This is a genomic window from Gilliamella sp. LMG 34361, from assembly GCF_984569075.1.
The window spans coordinates 859,490-883,956 of sequence record NZ_OZ474903.1 but is presented as its reverse complement, the minus strand read 5'-3'; the positions used below and the strand labels follow the sequence as shown (position 1 = coordinate 883,956).

Genomic DNA, 24,467 nt, shown 5'->3' with positions numbered 1-24,467 from the left:
TTTATTACATTTGGCATTTGATATTATGTTAGAAGTAGCAATAAAAAACGCTTTGAAGCCACTTTCACGATTTAAATAATTCTCGGATAAAGCTTAACTCTGGATTTACCTCTACCACTTTATCAACCATTTTGTTATACCACATTGGTTTTTGCCATGTTGCAAAATTAGGGAAATGGTCAATTGCCATTGGTGTCTTTAACAGAGGGTGATCGATTTCTGGGGTAGAAAGACCATGACGAGCTCGAAAATTTTTGACTGCCTGATATTCAAACGGCCAAAGAAATAACATCTCATCATCAATTTCATAACCAGTTGCTGGCTGCTTTTCATCATTATCAAGAAATAGTGATACCCATTCTAAATGATTATCACAAAGCTTTGTTAACCAGTATATCAATTCATTTTCATTGGTACTATATAGTGCTTCATGACAAAAACGATGATAAAATGGATCAATTGGGATATTTGCATTATCCCAATCAATGGATTGTTTATGCTCACTTGCCATCATTTCAATCGCTAATACCCCTAAGCGCTGTGGTCTCGGTGGTCTACCATCCCCCCCCCAAGGTAAACTTCGGCTCATATTACCATTGAGAATACTTTCAACAATTTTAGGGTAGCAAGGCACAATTAACTCAAATCGGTTACAGGCAAACATCATTAGTAAGATTTGTCCCTGACTTGATAGATTTTTGAGAAAACGATTTTGAATTGTATAGATATTATAGTAATCAAGTAACAAACTTAATGCAGATGTAACAATATAACCATATAAATAAGGGATCTTTTCTTTTTTGTTATTAAAATAAAATATAGTGTAATAATACATCGTTTGAAGAAATTCAATTGATATATCAGCTAAAATATCATCTTTATTTCTTAAATAAATATCCTCTAATTTAGTTTCAATACTATCTATTGTATTTTTTTCAGCAATACTAAGATCTTTTTTCAGTATAATGTATTTATTATAATACTTATTAATCTCATTAATAGAGGCCATATTCGTTGTTCTCCATAATTTACTAAATAAAATCCAATTATTTTTTATTACATTTGCATTTAATATTGTGTTAAAAGTAGTAATAAAAACGCTTTGAGGCTACTCTCACGAATTAAATAATTCTCGGATAAAGCTTAACTCTGGATTGACCTCTATCACTTTATCAACCATTTTGTTATACCATATTGGCTTTTGCCATTTTGCAAAATTAGGGAAATGGTCAATTGCCATTGGTGTCTTTAACAGAGGGTGATCGATTTCTGGGGTAGAAAGGCCATGACGAGCTCGAAAATTTTTGACGGCGTGATATTCAAATGGCCATAGAAGTAACATCTCATCATGAATTTCATAACCTGTTGATGGTTGCTTTTCGTCATTATCAAAAAACAAACATACCCATTCTAAATGATTATCACAAAGCTTGGTTAACCAATCAGTCAACTCATTTTCATCGGTGCTGTACAGCGCTTCCTGACAAAAACGATGATAAAATGGATCGACAGGGATATTTGCGCCATCCCAATCAATGCTTTGTTTACGCTCACTTGCCATCATTTCAATCGCTAATACCCCTAAGCGCTGTGGTCGTGGTGGTACAACATTACCCCTACCATCTCCACCCCAAGGTAAACTTCGGCTCATATTACCATTGAGAATACTTTCAACAATTTTTGGGTAGCAAGGTTCAATTAACTCAAATCGATTACAGGCAAACATCATTAGTAAGATTTCGCCATGATATGAGAGATCTTTTAAAAAACAGTCTTGCTGGGGATAGATATTATAGTAATCAAGTAACAAACTTAATGCAGATGTCGAAACATAACCGCATAAATAGGAATTTTTTTCTTGTTTAGCGCTAAGATACATTGTGGCATAATATGCACTTGTCGAAGAAAATTCGATTGCTATACTACCTAAAATATATTCTTTATTTTCTTGATAAATCTTCTCTAATTCAGCGGATATCTCATCTATCGTATTTTTTTCATAGTTATTAATATCTTTTTTTAAAATGACGTAGCGAGCGAAATATATTCTTATTTCATTAATAGATGCCATATTAGATATTCTCCATTCTTTATTAAGTAAAATCCAATTTTTCCATTATGTTTGGCATTTCATGTATGTCAAAACTAGTGCCGTTTTAAATATAACTATGTAGCTAATAATCTTATAAGCAATAAATTATTTTTGAATTTATAACTATCAATAATGATTATATGATTTCTTAGAACTATTAAAGTTAACATTGAATTGATAGCACTAGCTAATTAAATTATATATTAGGTGTATATTAATCATTATTACAAAGAGTTATTAAACATTATGTCATTAAATCTCAGGAAGACAATATTTAATCTACTTAAACAGCAACCGCAAAAACAGTTTACCGCTAGACAATTGGCTCAGTTGATATTTATGCCTGTGCTGAAAAAAACAGGCTAGTGAGCGTTTAATGACTGATGATGATGTTATTGCCCAAATTGCAGCTGAAATTAGTGCCCAGCGACCACTTTTACAAAAAAAACATCCAGAAATAAAAACCACAGAGGGTCGTTCTAAAAAGTATTACTTTTCGCAAAAATCGGATGAAGTAGAAGTACTAGACGCTGAGTATTTATCTACAAAGAAACAGCCCACTCAAGCCCAAACAGAAAATAATGGTCATGGTGAACACTCTCTCTATCCATTATTAAGTAAATATCTTTATGATGAACTTAATGTGTACTCTAAACGTATTGATGAAAAAACCTCATCAAATAGAATGGGTAAAAATGGCAATATATGGCTACATCCTGATATTGTTGGCTTAGAAGATCTCAGTTCTGATTGGAATAACTTAGTCAAAGATTGCGTTAAACTTTATGCCGATCAGCAAAGTAAACTATGGTCATTTGAAGTTAAAATATTACTTAATATGTCAAATGTTAGAGAATCATTTTTTCAAGCTGTATCTAATTCTTCATGGGATAATTTTGGTTATTTGGTGGCTTCACAAATTACTGGTAGTGATACATTAAAAGAACTCAGAGTACTGTGCGCAGTACACGGTATTGGCGTTATTAAATTAGAGGTAGATAATCCATCAGAAAGTTAAATTCTAATTCCTGCTCAAGAAAAAACTATTATTGATTGGGACTATTGCAGTCGTCTTGCTAGAGAAAATAAAGATTTTAATAACTATATTAAGTTAGTTAAGCAGTTTTATCAAACTGGTGAAATAAAAGTTTTTGATTGGGATTATACTAATACTTAAATAAAAAAATCACTAAAAAATAGACACTAAAAAGTCATCCTCCTTGTGATTAGCTATCATTAATTGATATTTTTTAATCAGTATAACAATCGAAATTGGCTTTATAATAAATATTAATAAAGCCAATTAAAACTCATTTATTAATCAACAATAACTCTTCCATTTAATGGCTGTACTGGGCGGTTGTTGTTGTGATGCATGATTGAGTGGAATTTTTCAATTTGTTGTTCTGAGACTGTTACAGGTTGTTCTAACACAATCCATCTTACACCTTCAGTACACGGTGGTGTTGTTAATGATCCACTAAAGCGATAATAATCGAGGGTTTTAGGAAATAATGTACTAATATCAACAGTTTTGTCTAACGTTGCTTTGTTATCCACTTCCGCAGGCATTTGCTGCCAAGCCTTCGCAATTTCAGAATTCGCTTCGCCACTATTAAACATTAAGGCGACAACGGTAAGCTCACCAGTTTTATTTTTGTAAACAAAGTGGGCTTCCATTGGATAACTTTTACCTTTAATGGTATTTTCACTTGGGCTGTGAAAATGGAATTGTTGTAACGTAAAGGTTTGCTCATCTAATATTAACTGATTATCACCAGTAACGTTAACCTGAATAGTATGTCCGTTATTAATAATTTCTTGTTTACTTGGTTTGAATGAGAACTTTAAGTTTTCATGCTCTGTCTTTAATGCATGATCGATATTGATCGGTGACTGATTTTTACCATTCTCACAGGTAGAATACTCTGCTGATAATTTACCCCAGTTTTCTGGTTTTTCTTGACCTTCATATCCCCAATGAGATGAATGTCCTATAGCGGCACAAGATAAGCTAGTTGCCATTAATACTGCAATTACTACGTTATGTTTCATGTTGATTTCACACTTTGGTATTAATTGGAGGGAGGCTGAATTATACTCTGCAAGTATAAGGCTTTCCAGCTAAAATACGCCTTATAAAAAATAATTATATATCGCTGTTCAAACATGGTTAAACGGCGAATTAATAATGTTTATGCAGATAAAAGTGATCTTGAAGTATCTATTGAAAAGTAGATATAAAAAAACCTGCTATATAAGCAGGTTCTTAAAAACTGAAATTGGCTCCTCCAACAGGACTTGAACCTGTGACATACGGATTAACAGTCCGCCGTTCTACCGACTGAACTATGGAGGAACACTTAGTGGACAGAATATTAACTATCTATGAGGATTCTGTCAATCTATAAAACATTAATTTAGTTTGATCGCTCAGGTTATGAACAAATTTAATGAATCCTATGCTAAAATATTGATAATATGACATAACGAGTAGAGTAAAACTGATGAAAAAAAATATTTGTGTGTTTTGTGGTGCGAGTGAAGGTAATCGTCCAGAATATCGTATGGCAGCAGAGCAATTAGGTATGACCATTGCCAAACAAAATAGACGATTAATCTATGGTGGTGGCAATAAAGGACTAATGGGTGTAATTGCTAATGCCGTTCTCGCTCATGGTAGTGAAGTTATTGGCATTATTCCTGAGCGGTTAGTTAAAGCTGAAACTGCACACCATGGTATTACGCGTTTGGAAGTTGTTGAAAATATGCATCAACGCAAAGCAAGATTAACTGAGCTAGCTGATGGTTTTATTGCTATGCCAGGAGGTACGGGAACATTAGAAGAGCTGTTTGAGGTATGGACAGGTATGCAAATTGGTTATCATGAAAAACCTGTTGCCTTATTAAATAGTCAATTTTGGCAACCTATGCTCAATTTTTTAGAACACGCAGTACAAGAAGGCTTTATCCGAGACAGTTTTTATCGAACATTGATCGTAGCAGATGTTGCTGATGAAATGTTAGAGAGAATGGATAATTTTATCCCAAAAGATTTACAGCGTTGGGTAAAAAAATAGATTAAGGCAAGAATAAAAAAACGCCATCAGATGATGGCGTTTTTAGTTGCATAATGTATTATGCGCTTACTAATTCAGAAGTCTGTGCATCAGGTTTTTTAATCAATGCGTAAGCGACACCCGCAATAACCGAACCAACAACAATTGATAGTAAATAACCACCAACTGGTTTAACTACGCCAGGGATTGCTAAAGCGAATAGACCACCATGTGGTGTCATAAGCTCAGAACCAAATGCTAATGATAAACCACCAGTGATTGCCCCACCAATAATACAACAAGGAATAACACGTAATGGATCACGAGCAGCGAAAGGAATTGCCCCTTCAGAAATAAAGCATAAGCCTAATACTAATGAAGCTTTACCACTTTCTTGTTCTGCTTTGGCAAATTTTTTGCGCGCAATTAAGGTTGCTAATCCCATTGCTAACGGTGGAACCATACCACCAGCCATAACCGCTGCCATTGGTGCATATACTTGAGCCGAAATTAAGCCTGTACCAAACGCATAAGCAACTTTATTGATTGGTCCACCCATATCAGTACACATCATACCACCTAAAAGTGCACCTAACAGAACAGCGTTGGCTGTTCCCATTGATTTCAACCATTCAGTTAAAGCTTCCATTAGCCATGCTATCGGAGTACCAACAATAAACTGCATAACTAAGCCTGTAGCTAATGTAGCAAGTAATGGTACAATAAGAATTGGTTTTAATGCTTCAAGTGTTTTTGGTAATGGTAAATACTTAGTGATTAACATTGCTAAGTAACCGGCAAAATAACCAATGATTATACCACCTAAAAAGCCCGCACCAGTAGAGACAGCAAGCAAACCACCAACAAGCCCAGGGGCTAAACCTGGTCTATCAGCAATAGAATAAGCAATATAACCAGCAAGTAAAGGTACCATGAGTGAGAATGCTAGCCCACCGATTTGTGCTAAATGAGATTCACCTACCAGTTTTTGTACGCCATCAACCATTTCAAATGAACCAAAAGCAAATGATAAGGCAATGATTAATCCACCAGCAACCACCATTGGTAACATGTAAGATACACCAGTTAATAGATGCTGATAGACACCTTTCTTCTCGTTACTTGATTTTGTTGTTGAAGCAGAACTAGTTGGTTGATAAATTGTAGCTTCTTCAAAAGCTCTATCTAATTCTTGTGCAGTTTTTTTAAGGGCTGGACCGGTTTTAGTTCGGTACATTTTTTTACCTGCAAACTTACTTAAATCAACATCAATATCACATGCTACAATCACTACATCAGCTGAAGCCACCTCTTCTGGAGTTAATTCATTACCAACACCAACCGAACCACGCGTTTCAACTTTACACCACCAACCACGTTTTTTCGCTTCTTCTTCAATCGCCTCAGCAGCCATAAATGTATGAGCAACACCAGTTGGACAAGCTGTTACCGCAACAATACGTTTTTGTCCGTTGTTTGAAGTCGCAACAGCAGCAGAATTAGCAGATTGTTGATAAACAGTTGCTTTACTTTGTGCATCATTTAGGATTTTTTTAGGATCAGCAAAAACTTCATTGAGATCATTTACCACATAAACTTTTTTGCCAATCACTGATTTATCGCTGATATCACCATTACCAACCGAAATGATTGTGTCAGCTGATGTTGCATTATCAACTATTTTAAAATTTAAAGAATTAGCAGCTAACGCTAATTCCGCTTTAGCTAAACGCCCATTAACTGGGCCTGAGTTGTTACCTTCAACAATGTATATGTTCATGAATACTCCTATCCCGCGATTATTTCAATTTTTTCCGACATGTTGGTAACCGCTTGACGGTCTGACACACCAACACCTGCTTGTTCAACCGATAAAGCGGCAACACTTGATGCAAATATTAAAGTGTCTTTAATTGATTGATTAGTTAATAAACCATACATTAATCCACCAACCATTGAATCACCAGCACCAACCGTACTAACCACCTTACATTTAGGCGGTTTAGCTAACCATGCTTCATGTTTAGTTACCCATAAAGCACCTTTGCTTCCTAGTGAAACTACTACGTTTTCTACGCCACCATCGATAAGCTCCATAGCAGCAGTTTTGATTTCTGATAATGTAGTTAGTTTTCTACCAACCCACATTTCAAGTTCTTTATCATTTGGTTTAATTAGCCATGGATTAGCTTTAAGTCCAGCAACTAAAGCATCACGGCTACTGTCAAACACAACTTTAGGACAAATTGCTTTTACTTGTTTCATCCACTCAGTGAACTTTTCAAGAGATACGCCTGCAGGTAAACTGCCACTAATGGCAACCATATCAATCTCTTTCAACCATTCCAATGAAGTAGTCACAAATGTTTGCCAATCTTGCTCGCTAATAGTAAAACCAGAAAAATTAAGATCAGTGACCTCACTGTTTTCTTCGGTTAATTTAACATTAATACGAGTACGGCCTTCGACTGTTTGGAATTTATCAGTAACATTTAATGATTCAAACAGTAAATTAAAACCATCACGATTCTCTTTCCCTAAAAAACCACCAACGGTTAATTTAATCCCCAAGTCAGACAAAACTTTAGCAACATTGATACCTTTGCCTGCTGGCAGTAAAGCATTAGTTTGCACTAAATTAACATCACCTAACTCAACTTTAGGGCAAAAACCTAATAGATCATAAGCAGGATTTAAAGTGATAGTTGCAACACGATAAGTCATGATTAAACACCCTCACCTAAGCCGCTTTCAATAGCTTTACCGATTGCATCTAATACTTGTTCGGCATCATCACCAACTGCTGTAAATTGTAAACGACTGCCTTTTTTTGCACCTAATGCAACAATCTTCATTAAACTGGTTGCACTAACTGGTTCATTTTTACCATCGAGATTAGTAACAGTCACTTTACTATTGAACTCTTTAACCAATTTGACAAGAACTGATGATGGACGAGTATGTAAACCATTTTCATTTGGAATGATAAATACTCGGCTTAATTCTTCATCATTAGATCTACTGTTTGATGAATCATTAACAGTTTCAGATTTTTCAGATGATACCGACTGAATGCCGGATAAAAGCAGATCATTAAAATCAACGCCATTTGCTGAAATTAATAACGCTAATTTTTGATTATAAGCCAACGATGCAATATTATTCACGATAGTTGCAACACTATCATCAACAGCTGAAATAGTAATAAGAATTTTAACTGGTTTACCATCTTGATTAAGATCATTTACAGTTCGGCTAATAGCAATCGCATTTTTTAGATTACCTTCGCGACTGTCATTTAACCATACCCCATTGCCTAAATAATTTGGTTTGTTGTCAAGTACATTCGTAATAAAACTAGCATTAACCGCATTATGTTGTTTTAAACGCGAAGCATTTAAAGCTTGTAATGTAGCTAAGCTATCAGCTTGAATATCCAATAATAATGAAGATTCATCAATTTTAAATTGACTATCTTCGACACTTTCTTTACCAGTTAAAATAGCTAAAGCTTCATCTGCTGTTTGAATTTGTTTGATTCGTTCTTCGACACCATCAGCACCAAGAACATGAGTTAATTGGCGAAGTAATTCTAAATGTTCATCAGAACTTGCAGCAATACCAATAGCAAGATAGGCTTTTTCACCATCATCCCCCCACTCTACGCCTTGAGGAAAACAGAAAACTTGAACACCGGTTTTTTTAACTAAATGACGAGTTTTAGGTGTACCATGGGGTATAGCAATACCAATACCTAAATAAGTTGCTGCCTGCCCTTCACGTTCAAGCATACCATCAACATAGCCTTCTTCAACAAAACCTGCACCAGTTAATGCAGCAGCAATTTTTTTAATTGCCTCCGTTTTATTGGTTGCTTGTTCATTTAAATGAATATCTTCTTTAACTAAATGAAACATAAAATAAATACCTCTGGGTTATAATGTTGGGTCAACTAAAAACAACTCAGCAATCCCACAATCGTTATTGAATCGTTTCAGCAATAATGGATAGAAAATTTTTAATTATCAAATAAATTATATCTATTAATTCCTAAAATGTGATCTAGATCTGCTTTTTGAGTAAATTTGTCTAACTCTGTGACTATTTACTCTGATCGTTTAGTCGTATTCTCTCGGCTCAAACTACCTCGATAAATCAAACGCCGTGGAATAACGGTTGTCCCTGGTTGATAACTCTTATTAAGTAAACTGTCTAGTAATAACGTGATGGTTACTTCAGATATCGCTTTATGATCTTGAGATAGCGCTATCAATTTACAAGGTAAAAAATCAAGTAACTCATTATCACCAAAAGTGGCAATCGTTAAATTATCAGGTAAATGACCAAACTTTTTCAAAATTGCATCAATAGTGCCCTGTAATAAAGAAAAAGAAGTGGAAAAAATGCCGTTTGGTAAATCATTGTTCGCCAACCATTGACTAAAAGTAGCTTCGGCATCGCGACGACTATAATTATTTGCACATAAAAAATCAACTTTATTGCTACGATTTAAAGCAATTTCTTTAAAACCTTCCATTCGTAGCTGACTAACAGATAAATCAGGTAAGGCACCTATGTATGCGACTGTTCCATTAACAAATTGGTTAAATGTATTAGCAAGCATTTTAGCATCTTCTTTATCAGACCCAATAACATTTCTAAATTCAGAAGTTGAGAGGATTCTATCAAGGGCAAATAAAGGAGTATCACTGTTTTGCCAGCTATCATAAAACGCATAATCGTCATCAGCAACAAACGAAGAAGAAATGACTAAAGCATCAACTCGACGTTGTTTTAAATGTCTAACACATTCTTTTTCGATTTCAGGATTATCTTCAGAACAAGAAAGTAGTAGTTGATACCCCTCTTTTCTTAACAATTGCTCTAAATAGCTAGCAATTCGAGTATAACTCATATTTTCAAAGTCTGGAATAATGAGACCAATAGTACGCGTTTTACCTGCTCTGAGCCCAGCAGCCACTGCATTTGGTTGATAATTGTATTGTTTCACCACTTCCATCACTTTTTCAATGGTTTTATCGCTAACCCGATAATGTTTAGCTTTACCATTTATCACGTAACTGGCTGTCGTTCTCGACACGCCGGCTAACAGTGCAATTTGTTCTAATTTCATGAATATATCTCAATAAAAAAATTTTCAGCTATTTAACCTGAACTTAAATTAAATGTAAACAAAAGTTATCATTTTAACTTAACGATATATTATCTCTATATAATTAAACAAATTATAAATAAAAAAGGATTTAGTTAATATCTAAATCCTTTCAGTTCAATGTGATTAGTTGTTAATAATAGATAGCAATATTTTGATTATGAATTTTTTCTATTTGTACGCGGGTTTCAAAGATATTTTCTAAAATTTCTGAATCCATAATTTGTTTAGGGTTACCTTGATAAACCAACTCGCCATCTTTCATTGCTAAAATATAGTCAGAATAAACAGAAGCAAAATTAATATCATGGATAACAATAACAATTGTTTTACCAAGCTCATCAGCCGCTCGCCGTAATTGTTTCATCATGGTCACTGCATGCTTCATATCAAGGTTATTTAACGGTTCATCCAGTAATACATATTCAGTATCCTGACAAAGTACCATTGCCACATAAGCACGCTGCCGTTGTCCACCTGAAAGTTCATCTAAAAATCTATCTTTATATTCAGTTAGATTTAAAAATTCTAGCGCACGATTAATATAGACTAAATCATCTTTATTTAATCGGCCTTTTGAATAAGGATAACGGCCAAATCCAACCAACTCAAACACGGTCAATCGACTGGTAAAACGGTTCTCTTGTCTTAACACAGATAAATAGGTCGCAAGTTTATCACTCGGGGTATTAACCACATCCATATTCTGAATTTTTACTTGTCCCTCATCGGCAAGTAATAGACGGCTAATAATTGATAATAAGGTTGATTTGCCTGCACCATTTGGACCAATGATTGCCGTAATACCACCTTGAGGTATGGTTGCTTTCACATTTTTTAATACAGGTATGGTTTGATACTTTTTACTAATATTATCAATTTCTATCACATCGGAACCTTTTTCAATAATAAGAAGATAAACAATGAACCACCAATAAACTCAATGACTATCGATAATGCGCCCACCATATTTAGGACCCGCTCTAAAAACATCTGTCCACCAACAAGAAATATCACGCCTAATAAAAATGCTGTCGGTAATAAAAAACGATGCTGGCTAGAGCCACTAATACTATAAGCTAAATTAGCAATAAGTAGACCTAGGAATGTAAAAGGCCCAACTAACGCGGTTGATATTGAAATTAATACCGAAACGAGTAATAGAATGATAGTGACACTTTTCTGATAATCGACCCCAAGATTAATGGCATTATCACGTCCTAATGCTAATACATCAAAGCGAAAGCGCATTCGCCATAAAAACAGACCAATAATTGAGGCAATGATTAATGAAAACACGATTAAGACAGGTTCTGCTCGGGTAAATGTGGCAAAAATACGGCTTTGCAAAACAGCGAATTCCGTTGGCGTCATTAATCGTTGTAATAAATTAGAGAAACTACGAAATAGTGTTCCTAAAATAATGCCAATTAATAAAACCAAATGAAGATTTTGTTTAAGTTTGGTAAATAATCCTCGATACAGAAATAGAGAAAATAAAATTAATAATAATGATTCGAAAATAAATTTACCCACAATACCAATATAAGGAATACCTTGCGCATCAATAAAAAATATTACAACTGTTTGAATCAATACAAACAAAGATTCAAATCCCATTATTGAAGGTGTTAAAATTCGATTATTAGTAACAGTTTGAAAAAGCAAAGTCGACGTTGCAGCAGAAAAAGCCACTAAAATCATCGTTAAAACAATCCAAGTACGATGAGTCAATATATAACTAATATTGCCTTTTAAATTGAATGTCATGAAAAAAATGACACAAAATAGCGCAATACCCAGTAATATCAGTACCGTATTTCGACTTGAAATAAAGCGTTTTTGATTAACCAGCATGACGTTTTTTACTCAACAATACTAAAAATATAACAGCACCAACTACACCAAGGATTACACTAACTGGAATTTCGAAGGGATAGCGAATAACTCGTCCAATAATATCACAGAGTAAAACCAGACCACTACCTAGCAGACAAATCCACGGAATAGTTTTACGAACATTATCGCCAAACAATAAACTCACAATATTAGGAACGATTAAGCCCAAAAATGGTAGTACCCCCACCACCACAACTACAATTCCACCAATAAGTGCAATGACAATTAGACCAGTTAACATTACTCTATTATAATTAAGTCCGACATTGACGGAAAAATCCCGCCCTAATCCAGCGACAGTAAAACGATCGGCGCTCCAACAGGCAAGTAAGGTAATACCACCAACTAACCACAATAGTTCATAGCGACCTTGCAAAATGCCAGAAAAATCACCTGATTCCCAACCACCTAGTGATTGTAATAAATCAAAATACATGGCAAAAAAAGTACAAATTGCATTGATTACTGCGCCAAGCATAATCCCAATAAGTGGTACCATTAAGGCAGATTTAAAGATGATTTTACGTGAGATAAACATAAACAACATCGTGCCAGCCATTGCAAATAAACTGGCCACCACCATTTTCATCATTACAGTTGCGCCAGGAGCAAATACCATCATGACTAATAGCCCAAGACTTGCAGACTGGGTTGTTCCCACTAATGAAGGTTCAACAAACCGATTTTGCGTAAGTAATTGCATAATTAAGCCAGCAACACTCATAGCGCTACCGGCTAATAGTAATGCTACCGTTCTAGGAACACGACTAACAAAAAAGATTTGTCGCATATTACTGTCAGACCAAAGATCAGCCAACGTCACATGCCCAGCACCAATAAACAGACTTAATGCAGCCATTGCTATTAAAAGAGCAATGCCTGCAATAAAATAAACCATTTTTGTCATAACTTATGATTAGTTGGCTGATGTTTTTTGTAAAACATCACTTATTTGGTCGATTAATTGACTATAAGTTTGAATACCGCCAGAGATATACATTGAAGTTGAATCTAAATAAACAATATGATTTTGTTGCCATGCATCAGTTTTTTGGATTAATTCGTTATTTAGAACTTGTTGTGCTGATTGCGCTTCTTTATTACCAATTGCATTGTCTCTATCTAACACAAATAACCATTGTGGATTAACACTTAACACAAATTCAGAAGTTACTGCATTACCATGACGACCGGCTTCTTGGAAGGTTGTTGCAGGTTTGAAACCTAATACATCAAAGATAAAGCCAAAACGTGATTTAGGGCCATAAGCTGACATTTTACCACCATTAACCATAATTACTAAGGCAGTTCCTGCTGTATCTGTTTTAGGTTTTAGTGTTTCAATTTTTTGGTTAAAATCAGCAATTAATTTTTTAGCTTCTGCTTGTTTACCAAAAATATCGCCTAACTGTTCAGTACGCTCGGTTAAGCTAGCAACGAAATTATTAGGATCAATATCAAGTGAAATAGTTGGTGCAATATCACTTAATTTTTTATAAACATCATTGGCACGGCCACCTGCGATAATCACATCAGGTTGTAATGAACTTAACACTTCATAATTTGGTTCAAATAAAGTACCAACATTGGTATAAGCTTTATCAGCATACTTAGATAAGAATTCTGGGAAATGTACATCCGATTGTGGGACACCGGTTACAGGAATTTTTAATGCATCAATAATATCCAGTGTCGCTGTGTTATAAACTACCACTTTTTTCGGGTTTTCAGGAACATCTGTTTTACCTTGAGCATGTTCAACAGCTATAGTTTTATTAGCTACTGGTGCTTCTTGTTTTTTATCGTCACAGCCAGCTAACACAAATAAAGCGGCTAGTAATACTAAAAATTTAACTTTGATAGATGAATACATTGTAACTCCTAGTTATTAGCTTAGTCCAAAAGCGAATGGATGATAAATAGAATAATTATCATTTGCATTCGATTGTAACTAAAAATAAATAAGTGTTCAATGAACTTTAAGCAAACAGTAAAATAATAATAAATAAATGGGTAAAACGATTAGATGATAATATTATGACTTATTGCCGAAAAAATCGGCATGCTATCATAATCAATTATCATCTGATAATTCTTTGAGTTTTCTTGTTAAAGTATTTCTCCCCCAGCCAAGCAGATTCGCTGCATCTTGCTTATGTCCACGAGTAAAATTAAGTGCACACTTTAATAAAATTTTTTCAACATCACTCACTGTTTGCGTCAAAATTCCGGTTTGACCAGCTAATAATGCTTGTTTAGCCCACTGTTCTAACAGTTTTTTCCAATCGGTTTCTGGTAATATCTGATTGGTTACATTGGTAAGAACCTCATAATTAGCTGAGCCATCAGAAGCCGATAATTGTAATAGTTCTGGAGGTAAATCTTGCACATAAACTTCATTATTGGATGACATTACTGTTACCCAACGACAAACATTTTCTAATTGCCTTACATTACCCGGCCAATTGAACAGACATAAAAGATTAAGAGCATCAGGGCTTAGCACTTTACTTTCAACACCTAATTCTTTGGCGGTGGTACGTAAAAAATGTTCAGCTAATTTAGGTATATCTTGCGCTCTATCACGTAATGGTGGCAATAAAATACGAATCACATTTAGCCGATGGAACAAATCTTCTCTAAATTTACCTTCCCTTACTCTAGCTTGTAAATCTTGATGCGTAGCGGCAATAATACGTACATCAACTTTTACTGGTGAATAACCACCGATTCGATAAAATTGTCCATCAGCAAGCACTCTTAATAATCGCGTTTGCACATCTAATGGCATATCACCAATTTCATCTAAAAATAGCGTCCCACCATTAGCTTGTTCAAATCGGCCATGCCTTATTTGGGCTGCACCAGTAAATGCTCCTTTCTCATGACCAAATAGTTCCGATTCAATTAAATCCTTAGGAATAGCAGCCATATTTAATGCAATAAAAGGTGACTGCGAACGAGGACTATGAGTATGCAGTGCTTTTGCCACTAACTCCTTACCCGTTCCTGATTCACCATTAATTAACACACTAATGGATGATTTGGAAAGCCGACCAATAATACGAAACACTTCTTGCATTGAGGGAGCTTCACCAATAATACCGGTAGAGGCTTTACTATTGGAAGAATTACTCGATTTATTGCTCTGCGTTTGTAAAATAGCCCGCTCAACCAATTGGATTACTTCATCGACATCAAAAGGTTTAGGAATATAATCATAAGCTCCCTTTTGATAAGCATTCACTGCAGCATCAAGATCTGAATGAGCAGTCATAATAATCACCGGTAAATTAGGCATTTGCTCTTTGATATAATTAAGCAAAGATAACCCATCAATACCCGGCATTTTAATATCGGATAATAATACTGCTGGCTTCTGTGGATGATTAACTAAAGCATCAATTACTTCTTGACCGCTTGAAAAACTGATGCAGTTAAAATGAGCGTTAGTAAGCGCTTTTTCTAAAACCCATCTAATCGAACTATCATCATCAACAATCCAAACATTCATTGTCATTAACCTCATTGTTTGATTGGTAAATAGATAGAAAACTCAGTATGACCAGGCCAACTATTAAATTCAATCTTACCATTATGCTGGTCAATAATATTATGGGCAATCGACAAACCAATGCCGGTACCGCCTTCATAACCACTAACCATTGGGTAAAATAATGTATCTTGAATATGCACTGGTACTCCAGGGCCATTATCTTCAATATCGATACGCGCACAAAGTCGGTAACGTTGACCATGCAAGGTGACCTGAAATGCTGTTCGGGTCCTAATTGTGACAGCACCTGCTTTTGAACCAATGGCTTGTATTGCATTACGGACAATATTTAAAACGACTTGCTCGATTTGCTCAGAGTCATGTGCCAATTCCGGCAAACTAGGATCATAGTCGCGGATAATCTCAACATTTAACGGTTTTTCTAAACATAAAAGTGCATAGATTCGTTCAATAGCTTGGTGAATATTCTGTTGTTTTTGCTGCAACCGTTGTTGTGGGCCTAATAACCTATCAACAAGATTTCTTAATCTATCTGCTTGTTCAATAATAATTTGTGTATAATCTTGCAACTCATTTTTAGGCAGTTCACGCGATAACAATTGTGCTGCACCTCTAAGCCCACCTAATGGATTTTTAATTTCATGTGCAAGTCCACGAACGAGTTCACGTGCCGCATTTTGTTGCGCTTGCTGTAATTGCTCTTGGCTTAGCTTTTTATGACTATTCAATGGTGCCATTTCGATCAAAATGCGACCATTAGCCAATAATTGTGCCGTCAGTGATAAAATATGCAATTCATTGTTTATCACCAAATTTACTTCACTATCAGTAAAACCTTGGTTTTGATCTAAGGCATTTTGCATCAACTCAAGGTCTAATGAAAAATACCCCAATAAATCAGGAAGATAACTATCTAATATTTTTTTTGAACTTTGGGCAAGTAACTGTTGTGCCGCCGTATTGGCATAAAGAATATTGAGTTTTTTATCAAGTAATAAAATATTGGTAATCATTGAGTCGAGAACAAGATTTGCATCAGATTCATTATCAAATGTCATCGTTGGCTCTCCGTTCTCATTAGATACCACCGCCAAATAGCAGTGGTAGACGCTCTAAATAGTAAAACAATGGTTTATAGGCTATAGTACAACTCAAATTCAACCGGATGTGGAGTCATACGAACACGATCAACATCTTGACGTTTTAAGTCAATATAAGCATCAATGGTGTCATTAGTAAATACATTACCACGAGTTAAGAATTCACGATCCGCATCTAAAGCATTTAGCGCTTCTTCAAGTGAACCAGCAACTTGTGGAATTAATTTAGACTCTTCTGGTGGTAAGTCATATAAGTTTTTATCCATCGCATCACCCGGATGAATCTTATTGATAATACCATCTAAACCAGCCATTAATTGCGCAGCAAATGATAAGTATGGGTTACCTGCTGGATCTGGGAAGCGAACTTCAATACGACGCGCTTTAGGGCTAGTAACCACTGGAATACGAATTGATGCAGAACGGTTACGCGCAGAATAGGCAAGCATAACGGGGGCTTCATAACCCGGTACTAAACGTTTATAAGAGTTAGTTGCTGGGTTAGCAAAAGCGTTAATTGCTTTAGCGTGTTTAATAATACCACCAATATAGAATAATGCCATTTCAGAAAGGCCAGCATATTTATCACCAGCAAACAGGTTTACACCATCTTTAGCAAGCGATTGGTGACAGTGCATACCAGAACCGTTATCACCAAACATTGGTTTAGGCATAAATGTCGCAGTTTTACCATAAGCATGAGCAACATTTTGGACAACATATTTATAGATTTGAACTTCGTCAGCTTTTTTAGTTAATGTATTGAAACGACAAGCAATCTCATTTTGGCCTGCAGTTGCAACTTCATGGTGATGAGCTTCAACCACTAAACCAAGTTGTTCCATGATTAAACACATCTCAGAACGAATATCTTGTGACGAGTCAACCGGAGGAAGTGGGAAATAACCACCTTTAACGCCAGGACGATGCCCCTTATTACCTTCTTCGTATTTAGTACCAGAGTTCCAAGCTGCTTCGATATCATCAATATGGACAAAGCTACCAGACATTGGCGTACCAAAACGAACATCATCAAATAAGAAAAACTCAGGTTCTGGTCCAAAAATAACGGTATCAGCAATACCTGATGATTTTAAAAACTCTTCAGCACGTTTAGCAATTGAGCGAGGGTCACGATCATAACCCTGTAATGTCGCTGGTTCTAAAACGTCACAACGAATATTTAATGTTACGTCTTCAAAAAATGGATCAATCACTGCGCTTGATGCATCTGGCATTAAAACCATATCTGATTCGTTAATGCCTTTCCAACCAGCAATGGAAGAGCCATCAAACATTTTACCATCTTCAAAAAAATCAGCGTCGATTTGACTTACAGGAATTGTAACGTGTTGTTCTTTACCTTTAGTATCAGTAAAACGTAAATCAACAAACTTAACATCGTTTTCTTTTATTAGTGTTAAAACTTTTTGTGTAGACATGTAGCTTCTCCATTGAGGACATATAAAATAAGTGTTCAGTTCAAAGGCACATTCGCCTATTTATTAAATTATATGCAAATATGATGCCAATTTTTAACCACTATTTTTGCATGGTTGTTATTGGTTAGATAATAGCAAAAAATAACATTTATGCACCAAAATAATGCATAAGGCACCAAAATAATGCACCAAAATGTCACATAAAGTTATTTAAGTTATCTTTTCAATTAACGATCATTACTGGATTTTATTGTTGCCTATCATGATATTGAAAATAATCGGGGGCATTGGCATCAATTTTCAGAAAAAAATCTCGACAGGTTAAATTTGGGTTAAACAGTAATGGCTCAAAAGTTATTTGCATGTTTTGAGCTAGGTTTGCGGTTTTACTTGTCGATAAATTATTTAGATCGGCTAAAACAGACGGGATTACAGTAATTAAAAGTAATGGCAGTAAGATAAATCGCTTAAATAACATTAATTCTCTTCTTAGGATTCTTTAGTTCTTATTTAGCTTAAAATAAGATTTCTCCCTTTAGATCTGTATTTCAGTAGACAATATCGTTATAATCTTAGCTTATTTTTAATAAAACTAGGTAATCATAAAAGTATGGACTTTGTTACGCTCGAAATTATACCTTTTGTCAAAAATCATCTTTTACTTTCATTGGGTTGGGTTGTGTTATTTGTTGCAATCATTGTATTAACCGTAAAAAGTAAATTGTCAAAAGTGAAAATAATTAATAACGCGCAAGCAATTAATATGATCAATAAACAAAATGCGGTTATTATTGATATTCGTTCAGCAGATAGCTTCAAAAAAGGGCATATTACTGAATCACACAACATCCTACCCGTTGATATAAAGAATGCTAGTGCTAAAAATATAGAAAAATTTAAAGAAAGTATCATTATTGTGATTGATGAAAATGGCTTAACATCAGCAGGTATTGGTGAAGTATTAGTCAAACAAGGTTTTTTACATGTATTTACATTAAAAGATGGTATTGCTGGTTGGAACGGCGAAAACTTACCATTAGTTAGAAAATAATATAATTTTAAAATAAGGTTTTATCATGACAGAACAAAACAATACACCTGAAACACAATTTGCAATTCAACGTATTTACACTAAAGATGTTTCTTTTGAAACCAATAATGTCCCTGAAATTTTTACTAAGCAGTGGCAACCAGAAATGAATTTAGAGCTAAATTCAGCATCACAAGCATTAAGTGATGAAGTGCATGAAGTTTCTTTACGTGTAACCGTAACGGTAAAACAGCAAGAAGAAGTTGTGTATATTTGTGAAGTTACCCAATCAGGAATTTTCTCTCTTATTGGTTTTGATGATGCACAAATTCAACATTGTGTTGGTGCTTATTGTCCAAACATTTTATTCCCTTATGCGCGTGAAGTTATTTCAAGCCTAGTGAATAAAGGGACATTCCCACAAGTTAATTTAGAGCCAGTAAATTTTGAAGCATTGTTCATTAACTATTTACAACAACAACAAGCGCAAAATAGTGCAACTGAAACCTTACAATAATTGTAATTGTTTGGTTAATCGAGTCTATTGGATTATATATGAGTAAAGATGCTGCAGTGACTGTAATTGGTGCCGGTTCTTATGGAACCTCACTAGCTATATTACTAGCACGTAATGGCCATGAAACTTTATTGTGGGGACATAACCCAGATAAGATGGCTATTTTGCAGCATGATAGACAAAATAGACAGTTTTTGTCTGAAATCCTTTTCCCAGAGCAACTGCAAATTGAAGCTGATTTAGCCACTGCTGTTGCTGCTGCACCTATTTTATTAATCGTTGTACCTAGCCACGTTTTTGGCAGCATTCTCAAACAAATAAAACCATTGTTAAGAAAGGATAGTAAAATTGTTTGGGCAACAAAAGGGCTTGAAGTTGATACTGGACGATTATTACAAGATGTTGCACGCGAAGTTTTGGGTGACAAAATTCCATTAGCGGTTATTTCTGGTCCTACATTCGCTAAAGAAGTGGCATCTGGTTTACCCACTGCAGTTACTGTTGCCTCAACTGATGAACAATTTTTAACAGAACTACAAAATTTATTCCACTGTAGTAAATCATTTCGAGTCTACAGCAGTAAAGATTTTATCGGTGTTCAACTTGGCGGAGCGGTCAAAAATGTGATTGCCATTGGTGCTGGTTTATCGGATGGACTTGGTTTTGGTGCTAATGCCAGAACAGCATTAATCACTCGTGGATTAGCTGAAATGATGCGATTAGGCGAAGCACTTGGTGCCGATCCCGCCACTTTTATGGGGATGGCAGGATTAGGTGATTTGGTGCTGACATGTACCGATAATCAATCTCGCAATCGTCGTTTTGGTATTTTACTTGGTCAAAAAAAATCAATTCAAGAAGCACAAGAGATCATTGCTCAAGTGGTTGAAGGCTGTAGAAATACCAAAGAAGTTTGGTCATTAGCACAAAAATATCATGTCGATATGCCTATTACTGAACAAATCTATAAAGTACTTTACGAACATAAAGATCCAAAACAGGCAGCCATGTCATTACTGGGTCGCTCACAAAAAGAAGAGCTGAAAAGCTAAGTTTCGATCTTAGAACCGCCCTTACCTCGCATTATTTTATTGTTTATGGCTAATCTATTGTTGATGTTAATAAGTAATACCATTAACGACAATTTTAAGCGCTAAAAAAACCTTTCCTATAATTTTTTATTTTATAGAACTAACTTATTATTAATATTCATAAGAAGCACTATTAATGCCAATTTTAGACATTAAAAAACCCCTTTCCTCAAATTTTTGGTTAAGGGGTAATTTGGAGTTAAAAACAATTATTAGATAGTAGTTCCAATACCCTTTTGTTTAGCTTTCTGATAAATATCATAACCGACATAGACATCTAAAACTGCCGTTCCCACTGTTTTAAATAACGTGATTTGCTGATCGTTATGACGACATTTTTGCGGATCGATAACTAAATCACCCAATTCATAAAAATCTTGTTTTGTGACTAAATTTTGATTAATTAGGTCGATAATATCACCAGCTTCAGCAAATACACCATCTTTAGTATCAAGTACACGAATATCTGCTTTTGCCACTATATTACTTGGGATTTCGTGCATCTCGGGTGTGTAAGCCCCTACACCATTGATATGAGTTCCGGGTTTAACTAGCTCACCATTGAAAGTCACTTCTTTTGATGTAGTCACTGAGGTAATAATATCAGCATGGCGAATATCTTCATCTAAATCTTGTGAAAAATAGAGGTTAGCCGAAAAATGACTAAATCGTTTTTTCATCTCTTCAGTAAATTGCTTGCCTTTTTTGGCATCAAGCCCATAAATAGCTACATCGGTTAACTGCCGTACCGTTAACATAGCTTCTAATTGTGCAGCAGCTTGCCCTCCAGTACCAATTAATACTGCTCTTTTAGCATCTTTTTTAGCTAATAAATCCGTAGCAGCACCTTGTACCGCACCGGTTCGCAATTGAGTAACAAATGTGCCATCTAATATCGCACAAACTTCGCCCGTTTGAGGATCGATCATAAACACTTGTGCCGGAACTGATGGTTTGCCCAATTTAGGATTATCAGGAAAAACCGAGACAATCTTTAAACCAACAACATCGTTTTCTTTAATATGGGCAGGCATAACTAGGCATTGTCCTTTTTGCATATCAAAGTTGATACGTAAAGGCACTTCACTATTACCCTGAGTATAAATTTTTAATGCTTGTTTATCAGCGGCGATGGCATCTTTCATGGTATAAAATTGTTGGATATCTTGAGCTGTTAAAATTAACATTTTTATTCCTTACTGTTATTTAACTTTTATTTTACTTTTTTACTATTTATTGTCTATTAATTAATATTTCAAACTAGAAGAATTCGCATAACAAATTGTTTAATTTAAATTAAATTCAATTGAAATTTAGCTTCTTGTATATTGCAATTATTTTCACTATTATGACAGAGTGCAATTTTGCACGGAAATTGAGAAATCAGATGTTATTTAAAATATTGAAATTTTTTTTAAAGATTTTATTCCATGTCAAGGTTCAAGGTAATCTTGATAACCTAAAACAAGACAGACTTCTTATCACCCCTAATCATGTTTCCTTTCTAGATGGCGTTTTAATCGGCGTATTTTTACCAGTAAAACCAGTATTTGCTATCTATGCAGGATATATTAATCACTGGCTAGTTCGTTTAGCCAAACGCTATGTTGATTTTGTGCCAATGGATCCATTAAGTCCAATGGCGATTAAAAAGTTAGTTCGTGAAATTGAAAAAGGACGACCAATTGTTATTTTCCCGGAAGGTCGAATTACCATAACCGGATCATTAATGAAGATTTATGACGGTGCGGCATTTGTTGCCGCGCGTTCTCAGGCGACCATTGTACCTGTTTGGATAGAAGGTGCCGAATTTACCTTAACCAGTCGCTTAAAAGGACTATTTAAACGTCGTCTATTTCCAAAAATTACTATTCATGTATTGGAACCAAAATCAATCCCAATGCCTGACGCAGCAAAAGCAAGTGATCGAAGATATATTGCTGGTGAAAAATTACATCAAATTATGATGAATGCCAGAATGGCAAGTCGCCCTAAATTAACTCTTTTTGAGGCTCTACTTGAGGCTCAAGTGCGTTATGGCGTAAAATCACGAATGGTTCAAGACCCTACCACTCATGAAGCATCCTATCGAAACTTACTTAAGCAGATCATCGGTGTAAGTTGCATTATTGCTAAAATTACCAAACCGAAAGAGCGGGTTGGCTTATTGCTACCAAATGCAACGATTACTGTTGCGACTATTTTTGGTCTATCGGTTAAAAATCGTATTCCCGCTATGCTTAACTATACTGCGGGAACGAAAGGGGTAACTTGTGCAGTTACAGCAGCAGAAATTAAAACGATCATAACTTCACGTAAATTTATTAAAAAAGGTAAACTTGATTATCTATTGGAAGAAATTAAGGATGTCAATTGGTATTTCCTCGAAGACTTGCGTAGCAGTTTGAACTTTTTTGATAAACTATACGTTGCAGTGCATCAATACATTCCGCGGTTAGTGAAACGTCAACAATCAAGTGATGATGAGGCTTTAGTGTTATTCACTTCAGGATCGGAAGGCAATCCTAAAGGCGTTGTGCATAGCCATGGTAGTTTATTGGCAAATGTTGAACAAATTCGTACCGTTATCGACCCAACACCTGCTGACCGTTTTATGTCCGCATTACCACTTTTTCATGCCTTTGGTATTACGGCTGGTTTATTTTTACCGTTATTTTCCGGCAGTCGAACCTTCTTATATCCAAACCCATTACATTATCGTATGGTGCCAGAAATCATTTATGACCAAAACTGTACCGTATTGTTTGGTACACCAACTTTTTTAGCTAACTATGCCCGATATGCCCACCCTTATGATTTTATGCGCTTACGCTATGTAGTTGCCGGTGCTGAAAAACTGTCCGATGCGGTGCGTGAGCAGTGGAAAGATAAATACGGTATCCGAATTTTAGAAGGTTATGGCGTAACCGAGTGCGCACCAGTTGTTGCCCTTAATGTGCCGATGGCATTTAAAGCAGGAACCGTTGGTCGTTTATTACCGGGAATGGAATCGAGATTAATACCCGTTTCAGGCATTACCAATGGTGGTGAATTACAGCTTAAAGGACCTAACGTGATGAAAGGTTACTTACGCGTTGAAAAACCTGGCGTACTTGAAGCACCAGTTGCCATTGATGAAAACGGTAATGCAGATAAAGATTGGTATGATACTGGCGATATTGTTGCAATTGATAAAGACGAATTTTTAACAATTAAAGGACGATTAAAACGCTTCGCCAAAATTGCTGGTGAAATGGTCTCTCTTGAAAGTGTTGAAGCCTTAGCCAAAAAGGTCGATGCTGATGCCATGCATGGCGCGACAGTAAAAGCTGATGCCGCCAAAGGTGAAGCGATTGTGCTATTTACAACTTCAACTAAATTAACTCGTGAACAGCTTAATCAAGCAGCGCAAGATTTAGGTATTCCTGCCTTAGCCATCCCTAGGGATATTCGTTTGGTTAAAGAGTTACCATTACTTGGTACAGGTAAAATCGATTTTATTACCTTACGCAAAATGGCCGATGAGAATCAATAACAGCAAGGATAC

Annotated in this window: 21 protein-coding genes, 1 tRNA gene and 1 pseudogene; 6 read left to right on the top strand and 17 right to left on the bottom strand. The window is 35.4% G+C overall.

Annotated features, from left to right (window positions below; genetic code table 11):
- Window positions 1–64: 64 nt before the first annotated feature.
- Together AC5LXI_RS04210 and AC5LXI_RS04205 are read right to left on the bottom strand one after the other, a co-directional pair.
- Window positions 65–1,009 carry a hypothetical protein gene (locus AC5LXI_RS04210; protein ID WP_493443654.1) on the bottom strand — a complete coding sequence of 315 codons (945 nt, stop codon included), beginning with the start codon at window positions 1,007–1,009 and terminating at the stop codon, window positions 65–67.
- A 105-nt stretch (window positions 1,010–1,114) separates the two neighbouring features.
- Window positions 1,115–2,071, bottom strand: a complete 957-nt coding sequence (locus tag AC5LXI_RS04205) for a hypothetical protein (protein ID WP_493443653.1) — start codon at window positions 2,069–2,071, stop codon at window positions 1,115–1,117.
- Between the two features lie 267 nt (window positions 2,072–2,338).
- On the opposite strand from AC5LXI_RS04205, the pseudogene AC5LXI_RS04200 reads away from it, so the two are divergent.
- Window positions 2,339–3,269 (top strand): annotated as a pseudogene (locus AC5LXI_RS04200) (COG2958 family protein).
- Window positions 3,270–3,409: 140 nt separating this feature from the next.
- Here AC5LXI_RS04200 and AC5LXI_RS04195 read toward each other — a convergent pair.
- Window positions 3,410–4,147, bottom strand: a complete 738-nt coding sequence (locus AC5LXI_RS04195; protein WP_493443652.1) for a carbonic anhydrase — start codon at window positions 4,145–4,147, stop codon at window positions 3,410–3,412.
- A 228-nt stretch (window positions 4,148–4,375) separates the two neighbouring features.
- Window positions 4,376–4,451: transfer RNA gene (locus tag AC5LXI_RS04190), tRNA-Asn, on the bottom strand.
- 148 nt (window positions 4,452–4,599) lie between these two features.
- On the opposite strand from AC5LXI_RS04190, the gene AC5LXI_RS04185 reads away from it, so the two are divergent.
- Window positions 4,600–5,172, top strand: a complete 573-nt coding sequence (locus AC5LXI_RS04185) for an LOG family protein (RefSeq protein WP_493443651.1) — start codon at window positions 4,600–4,602, stop codon at window positions 5,170–5,172.
- A gap of 58 nt (window positions 5,173–5,230) precedes the next feature.
- Here the strand turns inward: AC5LXI_RS04185 and fruA are convergent, their stop codons facing one another.
- The 12 genes from fruA to AC5LXI_RS04125 form a co-directional block, all read right to left on the bottom strand.
- Window positions 5,231–6,931, bottom strand: coding sequence for a PTS fructose transporter subunit IIBC (gene fruA, locus AC5LXI_RS04180; protein WP_493443650.1), 1,701 nt, complete (start codon window positions 6,929–6,931; stop codon window positions 5,231–5,233).
- Window positions 6,932–6,939: 8 nt separating this feature from the next.
- On the bottom strand, window positions 6,940–7,875 hold the full coding sequence (gene fruK, locus AC5LXI_RS04175) for a 1-phosphofructokinase (protein WP_493443649.1): 936 nt from the start codon (window positions 7,873–7,875) through the stop codon (window positions 6,940–6,942).
- Window positions 7,876–7,877: 2 nt separating this feature from the next.
- Window positions 7,878–9,068 carry a fused PTS fructose transporter subunit IIA/HPr protein gene (gene fruB, locus AC5LXI_RS04170; RefSeq protein ID WP_493443648.1) on the bottom strand — a complete coding sequence of 397 codons (1,191 nt, stop codon included), beginning with the start codon at window positions 9,066–9,068 and terminating at the stop codon, window positions 7,878–7,880.
- A gap of 188 nt (window positions 9,069–9,256) precedes the next feature.
- Window positions 9,257–10,285, bottom strand: a complete 1,029-nt coding sequence (gene cra / locus AC5LXI_RS04165; RefSeq protein ID WP_493443647.1) for a catabolite repressor/activator — start codon at window positions 10,283–10,285, stop codon at window positions 9,257–9,259.
- Window positions 10,286–10,457: 172 nt separating this feature from the next.
- The gene (locus AC5LXI_RS04160) at window positions 10,458–11,213 is read right to left on the bottom strand and encodes an iron ABC transporter ATP-binding protein (RefSeq protein WP_493443646.1); all 756 of its coding nucleotides are present in this window, start codon (window positions 11,211–11,213) and stop codon (window positions 10,458–10,460) included.
- Window positions 11,210–12,181 carry an iron chelate uptake ABC transporter family permease subunit gene (locus AC5LXI_RS04155; RefSeq protein ID WP_493443645.1) on the bottom strand — a complete coding sequence of 324 codons (972 nt, stop codon included), beginning with the start codon at window positions 12,179–12,181 and terminating at the stop codon, window positions 11,210–11,212. The genes AC5LXI_RS04160 and AC5LXI_RS04155 overlap by 4 nt, the downstream gene beginning before the upstream one ends.
- The gene (locus AC5LXI_RS04150; RefSeq protein ID WP_493443644.1) at window positions 12,171–13,130 is read right to left on the bottom strand and encodes an ABC transporter permease; all 960 of its coding nucleotides are present in this window, start codon (window positions 13,128–13,130) and stop codon (window positions 12,171–12,173) included. Before AC5LXI_RS04150 ends, AC5LXI_RS04155 begins: the two co-directional genes overlap by 11 nt.
- A 9-nt stretch (window positions 13,131–13,139) precedes the next feature.
- The gene (locus tag AC5LXI_RS04145; protein ID WP_086320455.1) at window positions 13,140–14,096 is read right to left on the bottom strand and encodes a siderophore ABC transporter substrate-binding protein; all 957 of its coding nucleotides are present in this window, start codon (window positions 14,094–14,096) and stop codon (window positions 13,140–13,142) included.
- A gap of 201 nt (window positions 14,097–14,297) precedes the next feature.
- On the bottom strand, window positions 14,298–15,743 hold the full coding sequence (gene glnG, locus AC5LXI_RS04140; protein ID WP_493443643.1) for a nitrogen regulation protein NR(I): 1,446 nt from the start codon (window positions 15,741–15,743) through the stop codon (window positions 14,298–14,300).
- 5 nt (window positions 15,744–15,748) lie between these two features.
- On the bottom strand, window positions 15,749–16,798 hold the full coding sequence (gene glnL / locus AC5LXI_RS04135; RefSeq protein WP_493443642.1) for a nitrogen regulation protein NR(II): 1,050 nt from the start codon (window positions 16,796–16,798) through the stop codon (window positions 15,749–15,751).
- Window positions 16,799–16,872: 74 nt separating this feature from the next.
- Window positions 16,873–18,282, bottom strand: coding sequence for a glutamate--ammonia ligase (gene glnA / locus AC5LXI_RS04130; RefSeq protein WP_493443641.1), 1,410 nt, complete (start codon window positions 18,280–18,282; stop codon window positions 16,873–16,875).
- A 247-nt stretch (window positions 18,283–18,529) separates the two neighbouring features.
- A complete protein-coding gene (locus AC5LXI_RS04125; RefSeq protein WP_493443640.1) occupies window positions 18,530–18,760 on the bottom strand; it encodes a hypothetical protein in 231 nt (76 codons plus the stop codon).
- 132 nt (window positions 18,761–18,892) lie between these two features.
- Here AC5LXI_RS04125 and AC5LXI_RS04120 point away from each other — a divergent pair, with 132 nt between their 5' ends.
- Genes AC5LXI_RS04120 through gpsA form a run of 3 tightly spaced genes read left to right on the top strand, consistent with a single transcriptional unit; the run spans window position 18,893 to window position 20,881 of the window.
- On the top strand, window positions 18,893–19,333 hold the full coding sequence (locus AC5LXI_RS04120; RefSeq protein ID WP_493443639.1) for a rhodanese-like domain-containing protein: 441 nt from the start codon (window positions 18,893–18,895) through the stop codon (window positions 19,331–19,333).
- 25 nt (window positions 19,334–19,358) lie between these two features.
- Entirely contained in the window at window positions 19,359–19,829 is a 471-nt protein-coding gene (secB, locus tag AC5LXI_RS04115; protein ID WP_493443638.1) for a protein-export chaperone SecB, read from the top strand.
- A 38-nt stretch (window positions 19,830–19,867) separates the two neighbouring features.
- On the top strand, window positions 19,868–20,881 hold the full coding sequence (gene gpsA, locus AC5LXI_RS04110) for an NAD(P)H-dependent glycerol-3-phosphate dehydrogenase (RefSeq protein ID WP_493443637.1): 1,014 nt from the start codon (window positions 19,868–19,870) through the stop codon (window positions 20,879–20,881).
- Between the two features lie 251 nt (window positions 20,882–21,132).
- On the opposite strand, the gene AC5LXI_RS04105 is transcribed toward gpsA, so the two are convergent.
- Window positions 21,133–22,107, bottom strand: coding sequence for an ornithine cyclodeaminase family protein (locus AC5LXI_RS04105; RefSeq protein WP_493443636.1), 975 nt, complete (start codon window positions 22,105–22,107; stop codon window positions 21,133–21,135).
- Window positions 22,108–22,307: 200 nt separating this feature from the next.
- Here AC5LXI_RS04105 and aas point away from each other — a divergent pair, with 200 nt between their 5' ends.
- The gene (aas, locus tag AC5LXI_RS04100; protein ID WP_493443635.1) at window positions 22,308–24,455 is read left to right on the top strand and encodes a bifunctional acyl-ACP--phospholipid O-acyltransferase/long-chain-fatty-acid--ACP ligase; all 2,148 of its coding nucleotides are present in this window, start codon (window positions 22,308–22,310) and stop codon (window positions 24,453–24,455) included.
- The last annotated feature ends 12 nt before the right edge of the window (window positions 24,456–24,467 follow it).